Below are 18,585 nucleotides of genomic sequence, written 5' to 3'. Positions count from 1 at the left end.
ACCGTCTCAGCAGCCGTTGAGGACCGCCGCCAGCTTCTCCTTCTCGGCGGAGTCGACGGTCAGCTTGTAGTGGTGCTTCACCGTGACCCACATCCGCGCGTACGTGCAGGCGTAGGAGTTCAGCGGCGGCATCCACTGCGCCGGGTCCTTGTCGCCCTTCGCCTGGTTGACGCGGTCGGTCACGGCGATCAGCTGCGGCCGGGTCAGGTCGTTGGCGAACGCCTGGCGCTGCGCCGTGGTCCAGGTGCTGGCGCCCGAGCGCCAGGCCTGGGCGAGCGGCACGATGTGGTCGATGTCGATGTCCTGGGCGTCGTGCCAGGTCGCGCCGTCGTAGGGGGAGGCCCAGGTGCCGGAGACGGCGGCGCACTTGGCGTCCTGCTGCACGTTCTCGCCGTCGCGCTTGAGGACGACCTCGCGGGTGTTGCACTGCCCGGACTGGGTGCTCCAGTGCGGGAACTTCGTCCGGCTGTAGCCGTCCATGGACCCCTCGGGGCTCACCTGCAGCTCGCCGAGGTAGCCCCGCACGGTCGCGGCGTCCGGCGGGGTGGGCGGAGCGGCGTGCGCCGTGCCCCCGCCGAGGGTGAGCGAGCCGGTCAGCGCGGCCAGGCCGCATGCCACGGCGGCGCGACGCGCGTAGAGACCGCGCGCGGCGGAGGGGGTGCGTATTGCGGACATGAGAACTCCCTGTGAAGTGGGGGGTCTTCGGCCGTCGGGAGCGGCCAGGATCGCGGCGCCCGGTGTCCGGGGGGTGGGCGCCAGGTAACAGGGTGACGACGCGATCATGACAAGGCAAGACCCGGTTCACGTGACCTTGGCCGCGATCGGCGCCGCCGGTGCGGTGCCCTCCTGACACGCCGCCATACGACCGCCGGTAACCGGCCGTTCGGGCCCCTAGGGTGGGCCGCATGCTCGCCGCCGCAGCGTTGCTGCCCGTCAACGCCACGCTCGCCGTGGTGCTCGCCGTCCTGCTCGTGACCGCGGTGGGTGTCGCGACCGTCGCCCGGCTCGCCGACGGGCGGGGGCGCGGGCACGCCCGCTCCATCGCCGTCGCCGGAGTGCGGGCGGCCGCCCAGCTGGCCGCGGTCTCCGCCGTCATCGGCTGGGTGGTCCGCGCGGTTCCGCTCCTCCTCTGCTTCATCGGGCTGATGTTCGCCGTCGCGGTGCGGACCGCCGGGCGGCGCATCACGGACAACGGCACCTGGTGGTGGGCCGCGGTGCCGATCGGTGCGGGGGTGCTGCCGGTCGTGGCGCTGCTGCTGCTCACCGGGCTCGTGCCGCTGCGGGGCATCGCCCTGATCCCGGTCACCGGGATCCTCATCGGGGGCGGGCTCACGGCGACGGTCCTCGGCGGCCGGCGCGCCCTCGACGAGCTGCACACGCGGCACGGCGAGGTGGAGGCCGGCCTGGCGCTCGGCATGGCCGACCGCGACGCCCGTCTGGAGATCGCCCGCCCGGCCGCGTCCGACGCCCTGCTGCCGGGCCTCGACCAGACCCGCACCGTGGGTCTCGTCACACTGCCCGGCGCGTTCGTGGGCATGCTGCTCGGCGGCGAGTCCCCGCTGCTCGCGGGCGCGGTGCAGCTGTTCGTCCTGGTCGCGCTGCTGGCCGTGCAGGCGGTGGCCGTGGCGCTGGTCCTGGAGCTGGTGGCGCGGGGGCTGCTCCATCGCTACGAGGCCGGAGGCGGCCGGGGAGGGGCCGGAGGGGGCCGGGGAGGGGCCGGAGGGGGCCGGGGAGGGGTTGCGGGCGTCTCGCCGGGGCGGTTCGTCCGCCGGTCGCGTACCCTGAACGGAGCAGAAGGGGAGTAGCTCTTCGCCGGACCGTCGACATACTGCCGAGCTCGCCTCGGCCGGCGCCCGGAGGCAGGTGTTCGCGCCCGCCAGCGAGACCTTCGGCCGCAGTGTCCACGACGCTGCCGTGCCGAAGCGACCCCTCGACAGGTTCAGGTCCCCTCGGTGCGGCAGCACTCCACCGACTGAGGGAATGTCCCGTGATCAGCTTCACCGTCGCCGCTCTGGCCTTCGGCGTCGTCTTCCTCGCCGAACTGCCCGACAAGACCGCCCTGGCCGGTCTGATGCTCGGCACCCGCTACCGCGCGAGCTATGTCTTCGCCGGGGTCGCCGCGGCCTTCGCCGTGCACGTCGCGCTCGCCATCGCCGCCGGAAGCGTCCTGACGCTGCTGCCGCACCGCCTCGTCCAGTGCGTCGTCGGCCTGCTCTTCCTCGCGGGCGCGGTCATGCTGCTGTTCAAGAAGGACGAGGGCGACGAGGAGCTGCGCAAGCCCGCCGACCAGTCGTTCTGGAAGGTGTCGGGGGCCGGCTTCATGCTGATCCTCGTCGCCGAGTTCGGCGACCTCACCCAGATCATGACCGCCAATCTCGCTGCCCGCTACGACGATCCGCTGTCGGTGGGCCTGGGCGCCGTGCTGGCCCTGTGGGCCGTCGCGGGCCTGGGCATCGTCGGCGGCCGCACGCTGATGAAGTACGTGCCGCTGGCGCTGATCACCAAGGTGGCGGCCGTGGTGATGCTGGGACTCGCGGGCTTCAGCCTGTACGAGGCGGTCGCGGGCTGATCCGCGCGAATGCTGTTCGCCGGCCCGGGGCTGTCAGTGCGCCGGGCCGGTCGGGCCGGGACGGGTCGAGCCGAGCGGGTCGGGCCGAGACTGGTCGGGCCGGGACTGGTCAGGCCGCGACTTGTCAGGCCGAGACGTGGAGCGTGACGGCGCCGTTCGCGTCCGCCTCCACGCGTATCCGGGTCAGGTCCGCGACGTGGACGTCCGGGTGGTGGGCCGCCGCGCGCGGGCCGACGCCGACCACGCGCATGCCGGCCGCCTTGCCGGCCGCGATGCCCGCCTCGGAGTCCTCGAAGACGATGCAGTCCGCGGGGGCGAAGCCCAGGGCCGCGGCGCCCTTGAGGAAGCCCTCCGGGTCCGGCTTGCTCGCGCCGACGGACTCCGCGGTCACGCGGACCTCCGGCATGGGCAGGCCCGCCGCGCCCATGCGGGCCTCGGCCAGGGCGCGGTCGGCGGAGGTGACCAGGGCGTGCGGGAGGCCGGCGAGGGCGGCCATGAAGGCCGGGGCGCCGGCGACCGGGACGACGCCGTCGACGTCGGCGGTCTCCGCGGCGAGCATCCGGCGGTTGTCGGCGTGGTTCTGCTCCATCGGGCGCTCCGGGAGCAGCACGGCCATCGTGGCGTAGCCCTGGCGGCCGTGGACGACCTTCATCACGGCGTCGCCGTCGAGTCCCTGCTCGGCGGCCCACTCACGCCAGCAGCGCTCCACGACGGCGTCGGAGTTGACGATCGTCCCGTCCATGTCCAGGAGCAGGGCGCGGGCGGTCAGCGTGGTCGTGGTGGGGGCGAAGGCCTGCATCGACGGCTCCAGGGCGCGGGAGTAAGGCAAGGCGGTCCCGCCCGCCGGTCAGGGAATACGGGCGGGACCACTTTGTTTCCTAACGATACAAAAAGTCCCGCCCGGAAAGCCAATGGCCTACCCCGGCGGGCCGGACGGGGCGATCCGGACCACGATGGAAGAGCGTTTCGCGCGTGAGACGTTTCGCGGGCGAACCGTTTCGCGCGCGGGACGAGGCAGTGCGGGAAGTGCCGTGCACTTCCGCAGTTCCGTAGGAGATCCCAGGAGACCCCAGGAGCGCCCATGGCGGACGACACCCCGGGCCCCTCCGTGGCCGCGGAGCCCGAGCCCCTGCCCGCGCCCGGCGAGGGGCAGCCCCGGCGCACCGTCCTCGTCGCGATCGGGGCCCTGCTGCTCGGCATGCTGCTGGCCGCCCTGGACCAGACGATCGTCTCCACCGCCCTGCCCACGATCGTCAGCGACCTCGGCGGCCTCGAACACCTGTCGTGGGTCGTCACCGCCTACATGCTCGCCTCCACCGCCGCGACCCCCCTGTGGGGCAAGCTCGGCGACCAGTACGGGCGCAAGAAGCTCTTCCAGACGGCCATCGTCATCTTCCTGCTCGGCTCCGTGCTGTGCGGCATCGCCCAGAACATGGGCGAGCTCATCGCCTTCCGCGCCCTGCAGGGCCTCGGCGGCGGCGGGCTGATGGTGCTGTCGATGGCGATCGTCGGCGACCTCGTGCCGCCCCGGGACCGCGGCCGCTACCAGGGCCTGTTCGGCGCGGTCTTCGGCGGTACGAGCGTGCTCGGCCCGCTCCTCGGCGGCCTGTTCGTCGACCACCTCAGCTGGCGCTGGGTCTTCTACATCAACGTCCCCATCGGCATCGTCGCCCTCTTCACCATCGCCGCCGTCCTGCACATCCCGGCCCGCCGCACCCCGCACCGCATCGACTACCTCGGTACGTTCCTCATCGCGGCCGTCGCCACGTGCCTGGTCCTGATGACCTCCCTCGGCGGCACCACCTACCCCTGGTCGTCCTGGCAGATCATCGGCCTCGGCGTGCTCGGCGCGGCCCTGATCGTGCCCTTCGTGCTGGTGGAGCGGCGCGCCGCCGAGCCCGTCCTGCCGCTGAAGCTCTTCCGGATCCGCACCTTCGCCCTCTGCTCGGTGATCGGCTTCGTCGTCGGCTTCGCGATGTTCGGCTCGATGACCTACCTGCCGACGTTCCTGCAGGTCGTGCAGGGCGTCTCGCCGACCATGTCCGGGGTGCACATGCTGCCGATGGTGGCCGGGCTGCTCATCGCCTCGACCGCCTCCGGCCAGATCGTCAGCCGCACCGGCCGCTACAAGGTCTTCCCGATCGCCGGTACGGCCGTGATGACCATCGGCCTGCTCCTGCTGCATCAGCTCGGCCCCGGCAGCGGCACCGGGGAGATGAGCGCGTACTTCTTCGTCTTCGGTTTCGGGCTCGGCCTCGTCATGCAGGTCCTCGTCCTGGTCGTGCAGAACGCCGTCGCCTACCGCGACCTCGGCGTCGCCACCTCCGGCGCCACCTTCTTCCGCTCCATCGGAGCGTCCTTCGGCGTCTCCATCTTCGGCACGATCTTCGCCAACAAGCTCGGGCCGCGGATCGCCGACGCCCTCTCCGGCGCGAGCCTCCCCGCCGGCGTCAGCCCCGGCAAGCTCCAGGCCGACCCGCGCGCGGTCTCCGCCCTCCCGCCGGGTGAGCGGGCGGGCGTCCTCGCCGCCTACTCCACGTCCATCACCGACGTCTTCCTCTACGCGGTGCCCGCCGGGCTCGTCGCCTTCGCCCTCGCCTGGCTGCTGAGGGAGGAACCGCTGCGGGGCAGCGTCACCGCGCCCGACAACAGCGAGGTCATCTCCAGCAATCCCGTCGAACGCTCCTCGCACGACGAGGTCGCCCGCGCCCTGTCCCTGCTGGGCAGCCGCGAGGGCCGCAAGAAGGTCTACGAGGTGATCACCGAACGGGCCGGGCTCGACCTGCGCCCCGCCGCGAGCTGGATGCTCCTGCGCATGAACCGCTACGGCTCCGTGGAACCCTCCCTGCTCGCCGAGCGCGTCGACGTCCCCCTGCGCGCCGTCACCGAGGCCGCCATCCAGCTGGAGGTCCGCGGCCTGGCCCGCCGCGAGGGCCTGCCCCTCGTCATGACGGACGAGGGCCGGCGCGTCGCGGGCCTCCTCTTCCGGGCCCGCGAGGAATCCCTCGCCGACCTCCTCGGCAACTGGTGGACCCCGGACCGCCCCACCGACCTCGACGCCCTCGTCCGGGAACTCACCACCGAACTGTGCGGCTCGGACGCGGAACAGCCCCACGACGGGGACGCGGAGCCGCGGAGGGATCATGATCCGCGGCGGGACTGGCGCCAGGGGCCCTGACTGGGGCTCAGGTCACCCGTTCGACGGCACATCGGATCGAAGGGCGTGCCGCCTGCCCGACTGCCGCCTTTCGGACAACTCTGCGACGCGGACCGGGGACTCGGCAGTGACCTGCGTCTCTTCTCCAGGACTCAGTAAGGTCTCAAAGAGCTCTACGAGGTGACCTGGCCGGGCGACTGGAGGAGCGTCGGGGCGTGGCGAATGCACAGAGGGGCGGGCTGGGAAGCCCGCCGGGAGCGGGGGCGGGGACCGGCCTCGCCCTGGGCGTGCTGTGGCTCCTCGCCGGGCTGCTGGCCGTGCGTCAGACAGCAGCGGTGCTCAGACTCCCTCCCGAGCGGCGCTTCACCGACCTCGGCCGGTGGATCGGCCACAACGGCGTCCTGCACGTGCGCGGCTCGCTCTACGACACGGACCGGTTCACCGGTACCCCCTTCGCGGGACTCGTCCTCAAACCCTTGACGAAGGCCGCCGAGGAGAGCCTCGGTATCTTCTGGACGTTCGGCACCCTCCTGCTGGTCGTGGCCCTCGCGCTGGTCGCCGCCCGCTCCCTGCCGGGGCCGGTCCCGCGGCGCACGGCGCTGCTGGCCGCCCCCGTGGCCGTGATCCTGACCGTGGCCTCGCTGCCCGTGCGGAACACCTTCACGCTCGGGCAGACCAGCATCCTCCCCGTCCTGCTGGTGCTCCTCGGCTGCTGCCCGCCCCGCCTCGCGCAGGGATCCGGCCGTACGAGCGGCCTGCTCGTCGGGGTCGCCGCGGCGCTGCAGCCCACCGTGCTGCTCTTCGCCCTCCTGCTGTGGCTGACGGGCCGCCGCCGCGCGGCCGCCGCCGCCGGCGTCACCTTCGTGGCCTGCTCGGCACTCACCTGGGTGGTCATGCCGGACGACTCGTGGACGTACTGGATCCACCACATCGCCGGCGCGGGCCTCGGCCACGCTCCCGGCGGGCTCGCCAACCAGTCCCTGCACGGCCTGCTGCTCCGCCTGGGCCTGCACGGCCCGGCCGAACCGGTGCTGTACGGGCTGCTGGCCGCGGCCGTCGCCGTGCTCGGCCTGCGCCGCGCCGCGCGCTACGCCCTCGACGGGCAGGCCCTGCTGGCGACGGCCGTCGCCAGCTGCACCGCGGTCGCGGTCTCGCCGACGGCCTGGCAGCACCAGCAGCTGTGGATCCTGCTCGCGGTCGTCGGCCGGGTCGGCAAGCGCCGCGCCGACCGGCTGGCGTGGCCCGTGCTCGTCGTCCTGGTGATGACGCTCACGAGCACCGCGCTGATGCCGGACAACCCGTTCCTGCGCCCCCTCGGGAACAACGCCCCGCTGCTCGCCGCGCTCCTGGCGGCCTGCGCGGTGCCCTTCCTCCTGCGCACGGCGGAGGGCTGGGAGCGGCCGCTGCCGACGCCGGTGACCGAGCCGCAGCGGGGCCGCTTCGCCTGGGTGCCGCTCTTCCGCTTCTGGAAGCGCCCGCTGTCCCGGTCGAACGTCCTGCTGGAGCTGATGCTTTTACGGCTCGGCTACTGGGTCTACTCGTACATCCGCGGGCAGGCCCCCGGCGAGCGCTCCCTCGCGGAGGCCCACGGCCGGCAGATCCTCGGCATCGAGGAGTTCCTGCACATCGACGTCGAGCACGGCTTCAACCACTTCGTGGCGGGTGTCGGCTGGCTCACCGACGGCATGAACTACTACTACGGCACCTTCCACTTCCTGGTGCCGGTGTCCCTGCTGGTCTACCTCTACGTGCGCCGCCCCGGCACCTACCGCTGGGCCAGGACCGCGCTGTCCCTGGCCACGCTGATCGCGCTGGCCGGCTTCTGGGCCTACCCGCTGGCGCCGCCCCGGCTGATGCCCGGCCTCGGCTTCGTCGACACGGCCAACGGCCCGCAGGACCTCGACCACCCCGACTTCGGGGCGCTGACGGAGCTGTCCAACCAGTACGCGGCCATGCCGTCGCTGCACATCGGCTGGTCGCTGTGGTGCGGCGTCGTGATCGCCGCCGTCGCGCCGAAGGCGTGGATGAAGTGCCTCGGCATGCTCTACCCGCTGCTCACGCTCTCGGTGATCGTCGGCACCGCCAACCACTACGTGCTCGACGCGGTCGGCGGTGCCCTCGTCGTGCTGTTCGGTTTCGCCGTCCAGTACGCGCTCAGCGGCCCGGGCCGGCAGGCGTTCGGCAAGGTGCCGGCGGCGCGCAGCGAGAGCGATCCGCTGCCCGCGGGGGTCCGGCTCAGCCGCTGACGGTGATCTGGGAGGCCGGGTCGGTGGTGTCCGTGATGTCGTAGACGGCGTTGAACACCGACGACGTCGCGCTGGTCGGGCACCCGAACCCGCCCGTGACCTTGACCGGGACGGTGGCGTTGGTGACCGTGAGCGTGGACGGGGTGCCGTTGGTGTAGGTCGTGAGGATGTCCGCGGGCGCGGCCGGCGCGGCCGTGATCTTGCAGTTGGCCAGGCCCTTGGACTCCAGGACGAAGCCGCCGACCGGGATGGTGAGGGTGGCGGTGATCGGCGACCCGTGCTGCATGGACACGCTCCACGTGCCGGACGTGGTGACGGTCGTGGTCACCCCGGCGATGCTGGCGGTGCAGCCGGAGTACGTGGGCGGGTTGATGCTGCTGGAGACCGGCCCCGCGGGGTTGTGGTTGCCGGGCGCGTCGGGTATCCGGTTGTTGCCGGAGCCGGACGACGGCTGCGAGCTGGAGACCGTACAGGTGGCGGTCACCGAACCGGCCTTGAAGGTGGCCTTCCCGTTGAGCGTGGCCGCGAAGGAGTGGCCGGCCGGGGTGACGGTGGTCGGTTCCGCGGCGGCCGGGCCGGCGGCCGGGCCCGTCTGGGCGCCCGCGGCGCCGGTGAGGGTGAGGGCGGCGGTGGCGGCCAGCCCCGCGCCGCAGGCGAGGAGGGCACGGGGACGGAGTCTGCGAGAGGTCACGGAGGTCATCGGGTCTCCTTGTGTGGGAGGTGCGCGGGAGGATCGTGGTGCGGTCCGGGGTGCGCCCCGTCGTGCGGTGGGTGGGACGGCTCGCCGCCGGGCGGGCCGGAGGTGCCGGGCACGTCTCCGGTACCGGGCATGTGTTCCGTACGGGGCACGTCTTCAGTGCCGGGCGCATCCCCGGCACCGGGCCCGCCCCCTGCTTCCGGCGCCGGTGCCGGCGACGCCGGTGTCACCGGCTGCCAGGCGAAGACCATGCCTCCGCCGATGACGCCGAGGACGGTGCCGATGAGGAACCCGCCGAGGTTCGACATCACCAGCGCCGCGGCCGCGATCATGACGGTCACCACCCCGGCGAGGGTCCGGTACTGCGGCGCGAACCACGCGCTCAGGCCCATCAGCACCATGACCAGGCCCATCAGGACCGAGGGGATGCCCGCGATCCCCTGATGGAGCATGATCTTCAGCGGTGCCAGCGGGATGACGGAGATCTCCGCTCCGGCGAGCACGGTGGCGAGGCCGCCCCAGAAGGGCCGCGCCTTGCGCCACCGGCGCCACGCGGCCCACGGATGCCGGCGGGGTCGGGGACGGGCGGCGGCGGTCCCGGTGCCGGCCGCCACGTCAGAAGCACTCCTGCTTGCCCTTGAAGACGTTCATCCGCAGGCCGGCGAGCTTGAACGTTCCTGCGTTGGTCGCCCAGGCGACCTGCCGGACCTTCTTCATGCTGACGCGGTCGGCCTGCTGGGCGAAGAGGTCCTGCATGCCCTGGGCGTCGGCCGGGCCCTTGTCGAGCGTGGAGGCGTCGCGGCCGATCTCGATGTTCGTGAACTCGGCGTCGCCGCCCAGCTGGGTGGCGTCGATGAAGAGGTTGGTGGCCTTGACCGGGGTGCCGCTCCCGCCCGCCGTCAGGTTGAGGGAGATGTCCCCGATGACGGGCAGGTGGGTGACCACGGACTGGCAGAGCTTCTGCAGCTCGGCCTCCTTGATCGCGGTGACCGCCACGGGCAGCAGGTCGCCGCGGGCGTTGGTGTCCACGCCGCCGTACTGCGCGAAGCCCTTGCCCTCCAGGCTGTCGGCCGAGACCTTGAACTCCTGGCCCGACACGGCGAACGAGGCCGCGAGGGCCCCTTCGGCCAGCGCGACGGCCAGCGCCGCCGTGGCCGCGAACCCGGGCACGGCCAGGACGGCGAACTTGCGCCACCTGACCCGTCCCGTGACCGGTCTGCCTTGCGCGTCGTTCATGCTGATCGTCCCCTCGGAGAGCCTCGGATGAGAGCTGCCGGACGGGTGGCCGCCGTATCGCGCCGCATCGCGCGGGTCGGTGCTGTGACGGGCGTGGGGCGTGACGAACGGGCCTGCCCGGAAGGTGTACCCGAGAGTAAGTCCGTGGCCGTCGCCGTACAAGGTCCCGGTACGGACTATTCCCCTGCGGCGAAAGGAAATTGACGCTTAATCAGCTATCGGGAACCGGTCACCGGTAGCGGACCTTCAGCTCCTTGATCCCGTTCAGCCAGGCCGACCGCAGCCGCCGCGGCTCGCCCTCCAGCCGGATGTCCGGGAGCGTGTCGGCGACCGCGTCGAAGATGAGGTCGATCTCCAGCGCGGCCAGCGACCGGCCGAGGCAGAAGTGCGGCCCGCCGCCCCCGAAACCCAGGTGCGGATTGGGGTCGCGGGTGATGTCGAAGACCTCGGGGTCGGTGAAGACCTCGGGGTCGTGGTTGGCGGAGGCGTAGAAGATGCCCACGCGCTGACCCGCGCGGATGCGGGCGCCGCCGAGCTCGGTGTCCCGGGTGGCCGTGCGCTGGAAGGAGACGACGGGCGTCGCCCAGCGGACGATCTCCTCCGCCGCGGTCGCGGGGCGCTCGCGCTTGTAGAGCTCCCACTGGCGGGGGTGGGTGAGGAAGGCGTGCATGCCGTGGCTGATGGCGTTGCGCGTGGTCTCGTTGCCGGCGACGGCCAGCAGCAGCACGAAGAAGCCGAACTCGTCGGAGGTGAGGTTGCCCTCGTCCTCGGCGGCGACCAGCCGGCTGACGATGTCCTTCGCCGGGCACTCCTTGCGCGCGGCGGCCAGGTTCATCGCGTACGAGATGAGCTCCATCGCGGAGTTCGCGCCGACCTCCTCGGTGATCGCCAGCTCGGGGTCGTCGTAGCCGATCATCTTGTTGGACCAGTCGAAGATCCGGGCCCGGTCCTCCTGCGGGACGCCGATGAGCTCGGCGATCGCCTGCAGCGGCAGCTCGCAGGCGACGTCGGTGACGAAGTCGCCGCTGCCGCGCTCCCGCGCCGCGGCCACGATCGCGCCCGCGCGCCCGCGCAGGGCCGCCTCCAGGGAGCGGACCGCGCGCGGCGTGAAGCCGCGCTGCACGATCTGGCGGACGCGGGTGTGCTCGGGCGGGTCCATATTGAGCATGATGAGCCGCTGGACGTCGATCTGGTCGCGGGATATGTGCTCGTTGAAGCGGATGATCGAGGTGTTGAGGGCGGCGGAGTAGAGGTCCGGCCGGGTGGACACCTCCTTCACGTCCGCGTGCCGGGTGACCACCCAGTAGCCGTCGTCGTCGAAGCCGGCGACGCCGTGGGGCTGGGCGTTCCACCACACCGGAGCCGTACGGCGCAGCGCGGCGAACTCCGGGAGCGGGACGCGGCGGTGGTAGACGTCGGGGTCGGTGAAGTCGAAGCCGCCGGGAAGCGCGGGACAGGGCATCGGCCCCTCCATCTCTGACGGTCCATCAGTTATCGGCTGTGCCCCGACGGTAGTGACGCCGCCCCGCGGGCGGCAAGGGAGGGTGCGAGGCCATCTGTCGCGGGCGCAGCACGTGCGCGACCCTTGCGTACCGGGGGTAGCGCTCATAAGACTGCGAGCGAACGAGCGGAATAAGAACGTGTTCTTGTTTGCCGGGGGCGCCGGGACGCCCAGCGGATGCCACGAGAGGACGAACCATGGCCGCGGAACCCGTCATCGTCGAAGCCGTACGCACCCCCATCGGCCGGCGCGGAGGCACGCTCGCCAATCTCCACCCCGCCTACCTGCTGGGCGAGACCTACCGGGAAGTGCTTGCCCGCACCGGGATCCAGCCCGACTGCGTCGAGCAGATCGTCAGCGGCACGGTCACCCACGCCGGCGAGCAGTCCATGAACCCCGCGCGCACCGCCTGGCTGGCCATGGGCCTGCCCTACGAGACCGCGGCCACCACCGTCGACTGCCAGTGCGGCTCCTCGCAGCAGGCCAACCACCTGATCGCCAACATGATCGCGGGCGGCGTCGTGGACATCGGTATCGCGTGCGGCGTCGAGGCCATGTCCCGGGTCCCGCTCGGCAGCGGCTCCAAACACGGGCCGGGCAAGCCGTTCCCCGACGAGTGGAGCGTCGACCTGCCCAACCAGTTCGAGGCCGCCGAACGCATCGCCCGCAAGCGCGGCCTGACCCGGGAGCACGTCGACGGACTCGGCCTCCTCTCCCAGCAGCGGGCCGCCCGCGCCTGGGCCGAGGAGCGCTTCAAGCGGGAGACGTTCGCCGTCCAGGTGCCGACGACGGAGGAGGAGCAGTACGCGGGGCAGGGCATGTGGCGGCTCGTCGACCGCGACGAGGGGCTGCGCGACACCAGCACCGAGGCGCTCGGCGGGCTCAAGCCCGTCATGCCCACCGCCGTCCACACCGCCGGCAACTCCTCGCAGATATCCGACGGCGCGTGCGCGCTGATGTGGTCATCCAAGCGGATGGCCCGCGCGCTGAAACTGCGCCCCCGGGCCCGCATCGTCGCCCAGGCGCTCGTCGGGGCCGACCCGCACTTCCACCTCGACGGCACCATCGACGCCACGCGCGCCGTCCTCGGCAAGGCGGGCATGTCGCTCCGCGACATCGACCTCGTGGAGATCAACGAGGCCTTCGCCTCGGTCGTGCTCTCCTGGGCCCAGGTCTTCGAACAGGACCTGCAGAAGATCAACGTCAACGGCGGCGCGATAGCCCTCGGCCACCCGGTCGGCGCGACGGGGGCCCGGCTGATCACGACCGCCCTGCACGAGCTGGAGCGGGCGGACAAGGAGTTCGCCCTGATCACGATGTGCGCGGGCGGGGCGCTGGCGACGGGGACGATCATCCAGCGGCTGTGACGTCCGCCATGCCGCCGGCCGGCTGATCGGTAATACCCTCCGACGTATTGGGTCTCTTACCTTCGTCCAGGGGGAATCGATCGTGATCAGACGCGCCACGGCGGCGGACGCCGCTGAGCTCACGGCCCTGGTGCGCACCTCGGGCGCGTACCGGGGCGGCTACGCGGCGATGGTCGAGACCTACGAGGTCACGGCGGACTACATCGCCCGCCACGAGGTCTTCGTGGCGGAGGGAGAGGGCGGAGACAGCGCAGCGGTCCTGGGCTTCTACGCCCTCCTCCTCGGCCCGCCCGCCGAACTGGACCTCATGTTCGTCGCGGACGCGGCCCAGGGGCTGGGCGTGGGCCGCCGCCTGGCGACCCACATGAAGACCCGCGCCCGCGCCGCGGGCCTCACCGGCGTACGCGTCGTCTCCCACCCGCCGTCCGAAGGCTTCTACCGCAGCGTGGGCGCGCGGCGCACGGGGACGGTGCCCGCCACGGGGTCGATCACGTGGGACCGGCCGGAGCTGGTGTTCGCGCTGGGGTGAGCGTGCCGCTTCAGGGCGCGGAAATCACCCGTCGGCCGTCGTGGACGCGTACGTACGGGGTGTCGCTGCTGAGGGCGTCCAGTAGCCGGACCGCGTAGGCCTCGGTCATTGCTGCAGCCAGCTCGTCCGGCGTCATCCAGTAGACGGCGGTGGACTCGGCGGACGGGCGCTCGCTGCCGCCCACGGGAGTGCAGCGGGAGGCAAGGGCGATGATGCCGCGCATCATGTTACGGGCGAGCATAGAGGGAGCCGTGGGGCTAGTTGCCGAACTCGTACTCCAGGACGTACGAAGCCGAGTCGAGCGTCATCTCGTTGACTTCGACGGCCCGGCCGTCCTCTGTGAACGCCGTGCGGCAGATCAGGACGACGGGCGTACCCGACGCCAAACCGAGCTGGTCGGCCTCATCGGCTGAAGGCATCCGGCACCGGATCTCCTCGCGGAAGCGCACCGGCTCGGCTCCGAGTTCGGCCAGGCGCGCGTAGGCGCCTCCGGGGCCGGTGTCCGCCCGGGTGATCGGGGACCCGGCCACGAGGTCGGCGGGCAGGTAGGACACGGAAAGCAGGACCGGCCTGTCATCAAGGACGAAGCGCCTGCTCCTCACGCAGACGGCGCTCTCGGGAGCCAGTCCGAGGGCCGAGGCCACATGCTCCCGAGCCGGCTCTTCGGTGACCTCGATGCGATCCACCGTGAGGTCGCGGTCCTCGATGTCGGCCGCCCATATGGACCGCCCGGAAGTCCACGTGCCTTCGGTCAGCCGCTGAATGCCCCTGCGCCGGATGGGCCGGAACGATCGCACGAAGACGCCCGCACCTTTTCGGGCCTCGGCGATGCCTTCGCTCTGCAGCACACCGAGTGCTTGCCGAGCGGTCATGCGGGCCACGTCGTAGGTGGCCATCAACTCGTTCTCGCCGGGCAGCCGACCACCGGGTTCATACTCGCCGCGCCGGATCGCATCCCGCAGATCGGCAGCGATCCGCTGGTACTTGGGTCGGCGGCCAGCGCCCTGGTCGGCCATCGGGTGATCACCTCTTTCCTCTCCGGACAGCGTAAGGGGCGATCAGCTGTCACCGCGGAACCGGGGGGCCATCGGCAGGTAAGGCAGCTTCTCTAGAGAAGAGTTGACTTCTCTAGAGAAGAAGGCTTCACTGGAAGCATCTCTAGAGAAGTTACGCGTGACGGTGACTTCGGAATCGGCCTGGCGTAAACCGATGGAGGGGCGGAACGGTGACATATCGAGTGGGTGCGTACGTGGTGGACACCCGGGAGGGCAGGATCGCCCAGGTGATCGGGCACCGGGGCCCCCAGGTGCAGGTGCGTACGCCCGGCGGGGGGCTCGAATGGGAGGTGCCCGCCTCCGCGCTGCGGCTGGCCATGAGCCAGGAGCGGGAGGCGTTCCGGGCCCTGGCCAATAGTGACGGCACGCACTGGTCGGGCTGTGGTAGATGCTCCGAACTGAATGCGGCCTGGCGGGCCGCGTCCGCGGCCGGAGAACGTACGAACGAGGCAGTCGACGCCCTGAGCAGGTTCCGTAACCACTGGCGGCTGGACCACGCCGTGTCGGAAGGAGCGCGTGAGAATGGGTAAGAAGGACTTCGAGAACGCGGGGGAGCCGTGGGACCCGCAGGTCAACCGGGACCAGGTCACCGATTCCGACACCCGTGTCTCCCGGAACGGTGATGTCCACAGCTCGGCGGCAGACGACAAGGACCGGGACGGGTGATGAAGCGGGGCGAGGATCTGATCCGGGATCTGCGGGAGCAGGGGTTCGTGCGGTGCGAGACCACCTCGGACGGTAAGGCCGTGGTCATGCGCAGGCGTGATCGGTGGACCGTGGTTCCGCTCCGGTGGCTCACCGATGAAGCCGTGGACACCATCAAGGCCCAGGCCGGCGTCGGCCTCGTCTGAGCGTGGGCCGGGGCGCTCGTAATTCGGGCGCGCTTCCGGAACCCCCGTGCGACCATGCCCGCATGACCGGCACCGCCCCTCCCTCCTCCCGCCCCTGGGCCGTCGCCCCGCAGCCCGTCCGTTCTCCCGAGGCCGTGGCCTTGATGCGGGATTACATGACCGAGGTCGCCGATCGCTGGTTCCTGCTCCACGAAGGCCGGACCACCACGCCCGAGGAGGTCGAGGGGTACGTCGCCGAGGAGGCGCATGACAGTCTCGACCCGCCTGCGGGCGTGCTGCTGATTGCCCGGCAGGGCGGGGAGTTCATGGGGTGTCTGGGGCTGCGGTGGTTCGACCGGGAGCGGGGGACCGCCGAGCTGAAGCGGATGTTCGTGCGGCCCGCCGCGCGTGGGCTCGGGGCCGCGCCCGCGCTGCTCGCCGCGGCCGAGGCCGTCGCGCGGGAGTGGGGCGCCGAGCGGATCGTCCTGGACACGCGGAAGGACCTGGTGGAGGCGATCGCGCTGTACGCCCGGCACGGGTTCGCCCGCATTCCTCGCTACAACACCCCCGAGGACAACCCCTACGCCGAGGTGTGGATGGGCAAGGAGCTTCCGGCCTGACGCGGGGGCCCATGCGTTGCGATGGGTGACTCCCCGGATGCGTTAAGTTACCGTGCGTGGAGCCTCTCGTTTCGCCGGTCAGTTCGCACAACGAGTGGGATCCGCTGGAAGAGGTCATCGTCGGGCGCCTCGACGGCGCGACGATCCCCTCCGGCCACCCCGTCGTGGCCAGTAATCTCCCGCCGTGGGCGGCCCGGTTGCAGGGGATCGCCGCCGGGTTCCGGTATCCGCGCTTCCTGATCGAGCAGGCGCAGGAGGAGCTCGACCGCTTCATCGCCGTCCTGCAGTCCCTCGGCATCACGGTCACGCGCCCGGACCCGGTCGACCACAGGCGGCGCTTCGCCACCCCCGGCTGGTCCTCGCGCGGCTTCTGCAGTGCCTGCCCGCGCGACAGCATGCTCGTGATCGGCGACGAGATCATCGAGACCCCGATGGCGTGGCCGTGCCGCTACTTCGACACCCACCCCTACCGCACGCTCCTCAAGGACTACTTCCGCCGCGGCGCGCGCTGGACCGCGGCGCCGAAGCCGCAGCTCACCGACGCGCTCTTCGAGGCGGACTTCCGTACCGCCGAGGCCGGCGAGCCGGTGCGCCGCATCGTCACCGAGTTCGAGCCGGTGTTCGACGCCGCGGATTTCGTCCGCGCCGGACGCGACCTGTTCGTCACGCCGAGCAACGTCACCAACCGCATGGGCATCGAGTGGCTGCGCCGTCACCTCGGGCCCGGCTACCGCATCCACGAGATCGAGAGCCGCTGCCGCACGCCCATGCACATCGACACGACGTTCCTCCCGCTCGCGCCCGGCAAGGTGCTGGTGAACCCCGAATACATCGACGTCGACCGGCTGCCCGGCGTCCTGCGTTCCTGGGACGTCCTGGTCGCCCCCGAACCCGACCCGATCGAGGACCGCCTGCTCCGCATCACCTCGATGTGCGGAAAGTGGCTCAACATGAACGTTCTCGTGCTCGACGGGCACAGGGTGGTCGCGGAGCGGCACCACACCCGCATGCTGCGCGCGCTGGAGCGCTGGGGGTTCGAGCCCGTCCCGTGCGACCTGCTGCACTACGCGCCGTTCGGGGGCTCGTTCCACTGCGCGACGCTCGACGTCCGGCGCCGCGGCACGCTGGAGTCCTACTTCCCGTGACCGGCGGGGTCCTCCGCGGCTGCGGCCGCGGCCGCGGGCCGGCCGGGCGGCCCGCCGAACGTCACCGGTGCGTCGAACGCCGCCCTCCGCGTCGCCCGTCGCAGCGCCTTCAGGACCGTCGGGCCGAGCGTGAGCGTCGCCGTGACCGTCACGACCGCGCGCGGCACATCCCAGCCCAGGGACGTCGCCAGGCAGTACGCGACGAAGCGGGCGAGGTTCTCTCCCACCGGGTCGCCGGGGACGAAGGACACGCCCGTGGCGAGCGAGCCGATGTACGGCCAGCCCTGGAGGTTCATCACCGTGCCGTAGAGGAGGGAGGCCGCCGCGCCGTAGCCCGCGAGCATCAGCACCTCGCGGGGGCCGCGCAGGCGGTCGGGGCCGGGCAGCAGGCCCGCGCCCATGGCCACCCAGCCCATCGACAGCATCTGGAACGGCATCCAGGGCCCGACGCCGCCCGTCAGCAGCGCCGACGCGAACATCGACACCGCACCGAGCACGAAGCCGAAGCCGGGGCCGAGGACCCGGCCCGACAGCACCATCAGGAAGAACATCGGCTCGATGCCCGCCGTCCCCGCGCCCAGCGGCCGCAGGGCCGCGCCAGCCGCCGCCAGGACGCCGAGCATCGCGATCGCCTTCGCGTCCAGGCCGGAGTCGGCGATGGCCGCCACCACGACGGCCAGCAGCAGCGGCAGCAGCGCCGCGAACAGCCACGGCGCGTCCTGGGAGTGCGCCAGGCCCGACGTGGAGGCGGCGAGCAGGGGCCAGCCGAAGGCGGCCACCCCGGTCGCGGAGACGAGGAGCAGGGCCGCGATCGAGCGCCTGCCGAGGCGGATCGCCCGCACTTGGCGGTCGGAGGTGGGGGGCCTGCGCTCGGCTGCGGAGTCCGGCCGGTCGGTTGCGGTGGCCTTCCGGTCCGGTGCTGCGTCCGTCACGACCCCTCCTCCAGCGCGTCCCGCACCTGCCCCACCGTCAGCCACGGCTGCGGCGCCAGGACCTTGGCCACCTGCGGCGCGAAGGCCGGCGAGGAGACCACCACCTCGGCGGTCGGGCCGTCCGCGACGATCTCGCCGTCGGCGATGACGACGACCCGGTGGGCCAGCTCCGCGGCCAGTTCCACGTCGTGCGTGGCCAGGACGATCGCGTGCCCCTCGGCGGCGAGGCCGCGCAGGATCTCCACCAGGCGGTGCTTGGCCGCGTAGTCGAGGCCGCGGGTCGGCTCGTCGAGGAGGATCAGGGGCGGGCACGCCGTCAGGACGACCGCGAGGGCGAGTGCGAGGCGCTGGCCCTCCGACAGGTCGCGCGGGTGCGTCGTGCCGGGGACGTCCGGCAGGAGCCGGGAGACGAGCGCGCGGCAGGTGCCCGGTTCCGCGCCCGCGTCACCGTCGGCCGCCGTGCACTCGGCCGCGACCGTGTCCGCGTACAGCAGGTCGCGCGGCTCCTGCGGTACGAGGCCCACGTGGCGCAGCAGTTCCGCCGGGGTCGTGCTCTGCGGGGCGGCGCCGCCCACGCGCACGGAGCCCGCGGCGGGCTTGTGCATGCCGACGAGCGTGCGCAGCAGCGTGGACTTGCCCGCGCCGTTGCGGCCCATCAGCGCGACCGTCTCCCCGGCCCGTACGGACAGGTTCACGTCGCG

At 72.1% G+C, this 18,585-nt stretch carries 21 protein-coding genes; 11 read left to right on the top strand and 10 right to left on the bottom strand.

What is annotated here, in order from left to right:
• Positions 1–6 precede the first annotated feature (6 nt).
• Positions 7–675 (bottom strand): HNH endonuclease family protein, encoded by a 669-nt coding sequence (locus V7793_RS18050; protein ID WP_336007715.1) that lies wholly within the window; start codon positions 673–675, stop codon positions 7–9.
• A gap of 230 nt (positions 676–905) precedes the next feature.
• On the opposite strand from V7793_RS18050, the gene V7793_RS18045 reads away from it, so the two are divergent.
• Entirely contained in the window at positions 906–1,805 is a 900-nt protein-coding gene (locus V7793_RS18045) for an ABC transporter permease (RefSeq protein ID WP_336007713.1), read from the top strand.
• A 182-nt stretch (positions 1,806–1,987) separates the two neighbouring features.
• Positions 1,988–2,569 carry a TMEM165/GDT1 family protein gene (locus V7793_RS18040; RefSeq protein ID WP_336007711.1) on the top strand — a complete coding sequence of 194 codons (582 nt, stop codon included), beginning with the start codon at positions 1,988–1,990 and terminating at the stop codon, positions 2,567–2,569.
• Positions 2,570–2,693: 124 nt separating this feature from the next.
• On the opposite strand, the gene V7793_RS18035 is transcribed toward V7793_RS18040, so the two are convergent.
• The gene (locus V7793_RS18035; RefSeq protein WP_336007722.1) at positions 2,694–3,368 is read right to left on the bottom strand and encodes an HAD-IA family hydrolase; all 675 of its coding nucleotides are present in this window, start codon (positions 3,366–3,368) and stop codon (positions 2,694–2,696) included.
• A 282-nt stretch (positions 3,369–3,650) separates the two neighbouring features.
• Here V7793_RS18035 and V7793_RS18030 point away from each other — a divergent pair, with 282 nt between their 5' ends.
• Both V7793_RS18030 and V7793_RS18025 read left to right on the top strand, forming a co-directional pair.
• The gene (locus V7793_RS18030; protein WP_336007708.1) at positions 3,651–5,747 is read left to right on the top strand and encodes an MDR family MFS transporter; all 2,097 of its coding nucleotides are present in this window, start codon (positions 3,651–3,653) and stop codon (positions 5,745–5,747) included.
• 194 nt (positions 5,748–5,941) lie between these two features.
• The gene (locus tag V7793_RS18025; protein ID WP_336007705.1) at positions 5,942–7,972 is read left to right on the top strand and encodes a bifunctional glycosyltransferase 87/phosphatase PAP2 family protein; all 2,031 of its coding nucleotides are present in this window, start codon (positions 5,942–5,944) and stop codon (positions 7,970–7,972) included.
• Here V7793_RS18025 and V7793_RS18020 read toward each other — a convergent pair.
• The 4 genes from V7793_RS18020 to V7793_RS18005 form a co-directional block, all read right to left on the bottom strand.
• Positions 7,962–8,672 carry a hypothetical protein gene (locus V7793_RS18020; protein WP_336007703.1) on the bottom strand — a complete coding sequence of 237 codons (711 nt, stop codon included), beginning with the start codon at positions 8,670–8,672 and terminating at the stop codon, positions 7,962–7,964. The two genes, V7793_RS18025 and V7793_RS18020, sit on opposite strands and share 11 nt — an antisense overlap.
• Positions 8,669–9,283: a DUF6114 domain-containing protein gene (locus tag V7793_RS18015; protein WP_336007701.1), complete on the bottom strand. Its 615-nt coding sequence runs from the start codon at positions 9,281–9,283 to the stop codon at positions 8,669–8,671. The genes V7793_RS18020 and V7793_RS18015 overlap by 4 nt, the downstream gene beginning before the upstream one ends.
• A 1-nt stretch (position 9,284) precedes the next feature.
• Complete coding sequence (locus tag V7793_RS18010; RefSeq protein ID WP_256790261.1) at positions 9,285–9,905, bottom strand: DUF6230 family protein; 621 nt, start codon at positions 9,903–9,905, stop codon at positions 9,285–9,287.
• A 229-nt stretch (positions 9,906–10,134) separates the two neighbouring features.
• Positions 10,135–11,367: a cytochrome P450 gene (locus V7793_RS18005; RefSeq protein ID WP_336007699.1), complete on the bottom strand. Its 1,233-nt coding sequence runs from the start codon at positions 11,365–11,367 to the stop codon at positions 10,135–10,137.
• Positions 11,368–11,603: 236 nt separating this feature from the next.
• Here V7793_RS18005 and V7793_RS18000 point away from each other — a divergent pair, with 236 nt between their 5' ends.
• Entirely contained in the window at positions 11,604–12,773 is a 1,170-nt protein-coding gene (locus tag V7793_RS18000) for a steroid 3-ketoacyl-CoA thiolase (RefSeq protein ID WP_168091375.1), read from the top strand.
• Between the two features lie 79 nt (positions 12,774–12,852).
• A complete protein-coding gene (locus V7793_RS17995; protein WP_336007720.1) occupies positions 12,853–13,302 on the top strand; it encodes a GNAT family N-acetyltransferase in 450 nt (149 codons plus the stop codon).
• Between the two features lie 10 nt (positions 13,303–13,312).
• Here the strand turns inward: V7793_RS17995 and V7793_RS17990 are convergent, their stop codons facing one another.
• Together V7793_RS17990 and V7793_RS17985 are read right to left on the bottom strand one after the other, a co-directional pair.
• On the bottom strand, positions 13,313–13,543 hold the full coding sequence (locus V7793_RS17990) for a hypothetical protein (protein ID WP_336007696.1): 231 nt from the start codon (positions 13,541–13,543) through the stop codon (positions 13,313–13,315).
• Between the two features lie 16 nt (positions 13,544–13,559).
• Positions 13,560–14,318: a GntR family transcriptional regulator gene (locus V7793_RS17985; RefSeq protein ID WP_336007694.1), complete on the bottom strand. Its 759-nt coding sequence runs from the start codon at positions 14,316–14,318 to the stop codon at positions 13,560–13,562.
• 209 nt (positions 14,319–14,527) lie between these two features.
• Between V7793_RS17985 and V7793_RS17980 the strand changes: the two genes are divergently transcribed.
• The 5 genes from V7793_RS17980 (at position 14,528) to V7793_RS17960 (ending at position 16,952) form a co-directional block, all read left to right on the top strand.
• Positions 14,528–14,887: a hypothetical protein gene (locus V7793_RS17980; protein WP_336007692.1), complete on the top strand. Its 360-nt coding sequence runs from the start codon at positions 14,528–14,530 to the stop codon at positions 14,885–14,887.
• Positions 14,880–15,023 (top strand): hypothetical protein, encoded by a 144-nt coding sequence (locus V7793_RS17975; RefSeq protein ID WP_336007690.1) that lies wholly within the window; start codon positions 14,880–14,882, stop codon positions 15,021–15,023. Before V7793_RS17980 ends, V7793_RS17975 begins: the two co-directional genes overlap by 8 nt.
• A complete protein-coding gene (locus V7793_RS17970) occupies positions 15,023–15,208 on the top strand; it encodes a hypothetical protein (RefSeq protein ID WP_336007689.1) in 186 nt (61 codons plus the stop codon). Before V7793_RS17975 ends, V7793_RS17970 begins: the two co-directional genes overlap by 1 nt.
• 62 nt (positions 15,209–15,270) lie before the next feature.
• Entirely contained in the window at positions 15,271–15,807 is a 537-nt protein-coding gene (locus V7793_RS17965; RefSeq protein WP_336007686.1) for a GNAT family N-acetyltransferase, read from the top strand.
• A 56-nt stretch (positions 15,808–15,863) separates the two neighbouring features.
• Complete coding sequence (locus V7793_RS17960) at positions 15,864–16,952, top strand: amidinotransferase (RefSeq protein WP_336007684.1); 1,089 nt, start codon at positions 15,864–15,866, stop codon at positions 16,950–16,952.
• On the opposite strand, the gene V7793_RS17955 is transcribed toward V7793_RS17960, so the two are convergent.
• Both V7793_RS17955 and V7793_RS17950 read right to left on the bottom strand, forming a co-directional pair.
• A complete protein-coding gene (locus V7793_RS17955; protein WP_336007717.1) occupies positions 16,940–17,794 on the bottom strand; it encodes an ECF transporter S component in 855 nt (284 codons plus the stop codon). The two genes, V7793_RS17960 and V7793_RS17955, sit on opposite strands and share 13 nt — an antisense overlap.
• 86 nt (positions 17,795–17,880) lie before the next feature.
• The coding region (locus tag V7793_RS17950; RefSeq protein ID WP_336007682.1) for an ATP-binding cassette domain-containing protein at positions 17,881–18,585 on the bottom strand (705 nt) is incomplete at its 5' end.

It is taken from the genome of Streptomyces sp. KLMMK, from assembly GCF_036961605.1.
Classification (GTDB): Bacteria; Actinomycetota; Actinomycetes; order Streptomycetales; family Streptomycetaceae; genus Streptomyces; species Streptomyces telluris.
The sequence above is the reverse complement of the archived record's forward strand: the minus strand, read 5'-3'. Positions and strand labels throughout refer to the sequence as shown.

Excerpts from the sequence above, each read along its gene's own strand:
- V7793_RS18035 (WP_336007722.1), bottom strand. The coding sequence starts at position 3,368 with ATGCAGGCCTTCGCCCCCACCACGACCACGCTGACCGCCCGCGCCCTG.
- V7793_RS17985 (WP_336007694.1), bottom strand. The coding sequence starts at position 14,318 with ATGGCCGACCAGGGCGCTGGCCGCCGACCCAAGTACCAGCGGATCGCT.
- V7793_RS17970 (WP_336007689.1), top strand. The coding sequence starts at position 15,023 with ATGAAGCGGGGCGAGGATCTGATCCGGGATCTGCGGGAGCAGGGGTTC.
- V7793_RS18000 (WP_168091375.1), top strand. The coding sequence starts at position 11,604 with ATGGCCGCGGAACCCGTCATCGTCGAAGCCGTACGCACCCCCATCGGC.
- V7793_RS17975 (WP_336007690.1), top strand. The coding sequence starts at position 14,880 with ATGGGTAAGAAGGACTTCGAGAACGCGGGGGAGCCGTGGGACCCGCAG.
- V7793_RS18050 (WP_336007715.1), bottom strand. The coding sequence starts at position 675 with ATGTCCGCAATACGCACCCCCTCCGCCGCGCGCGGTCTCTACGCGCGT.
- V7793_RS18005 (WP_336007699.1), bottom strand. The coding sequence starts at position 11,367 with ATGCCCTGTCCCGCGCTTCCCGGCGGCTTCGACTTCACCGACCCCGAC.
- V7793_RS18010 (WP_256790261.1), bottom strand. The coding sequence starts at position 9,905 with ATGAACGACGCGCAAGGCAGACCGGTCACGGGACGGGTCAGGTGGCGC.
- V7793_RS18045 (WP_336007713.1), top strand. The coding sequence starts at position 906 with ATGCTCGCCGCCGCAGCGTTGCTGCCCGTCAACGCCACGCTCGCCGTG.
- V7793_RS17965 (WP_336007686.1), top strand. The coding sequence starts at position 15,271 with ATGACCGGCACCGCCCCTCCCTCCTCCCGCCCCTGGGCCGTCGCCCCG.
- V7793_RS17990 (WP_336007696.1), bottom strand. The coding sequence starts at position 13,543 with ATGCTCGCCCGTAACATGATGCGCGGCATCATCGCCCTTGCCTCCCGC.
- V7793_RS18030 (WP_336007708.1), top strand. The coding sequence starts at position 3,651 with ATGGCGGACGACACCCCGGGCCCCTCCGTGGCCGCGGAGCCCGAGCCC.
- V7793_RS18020 (WP_336007703.1), bottom strand. The coding sequence starts at position 8,672 with ATGACCTCCGTGACCTCTCGCAGACTCCGTCCCCGTGCCCTCCTCGCC.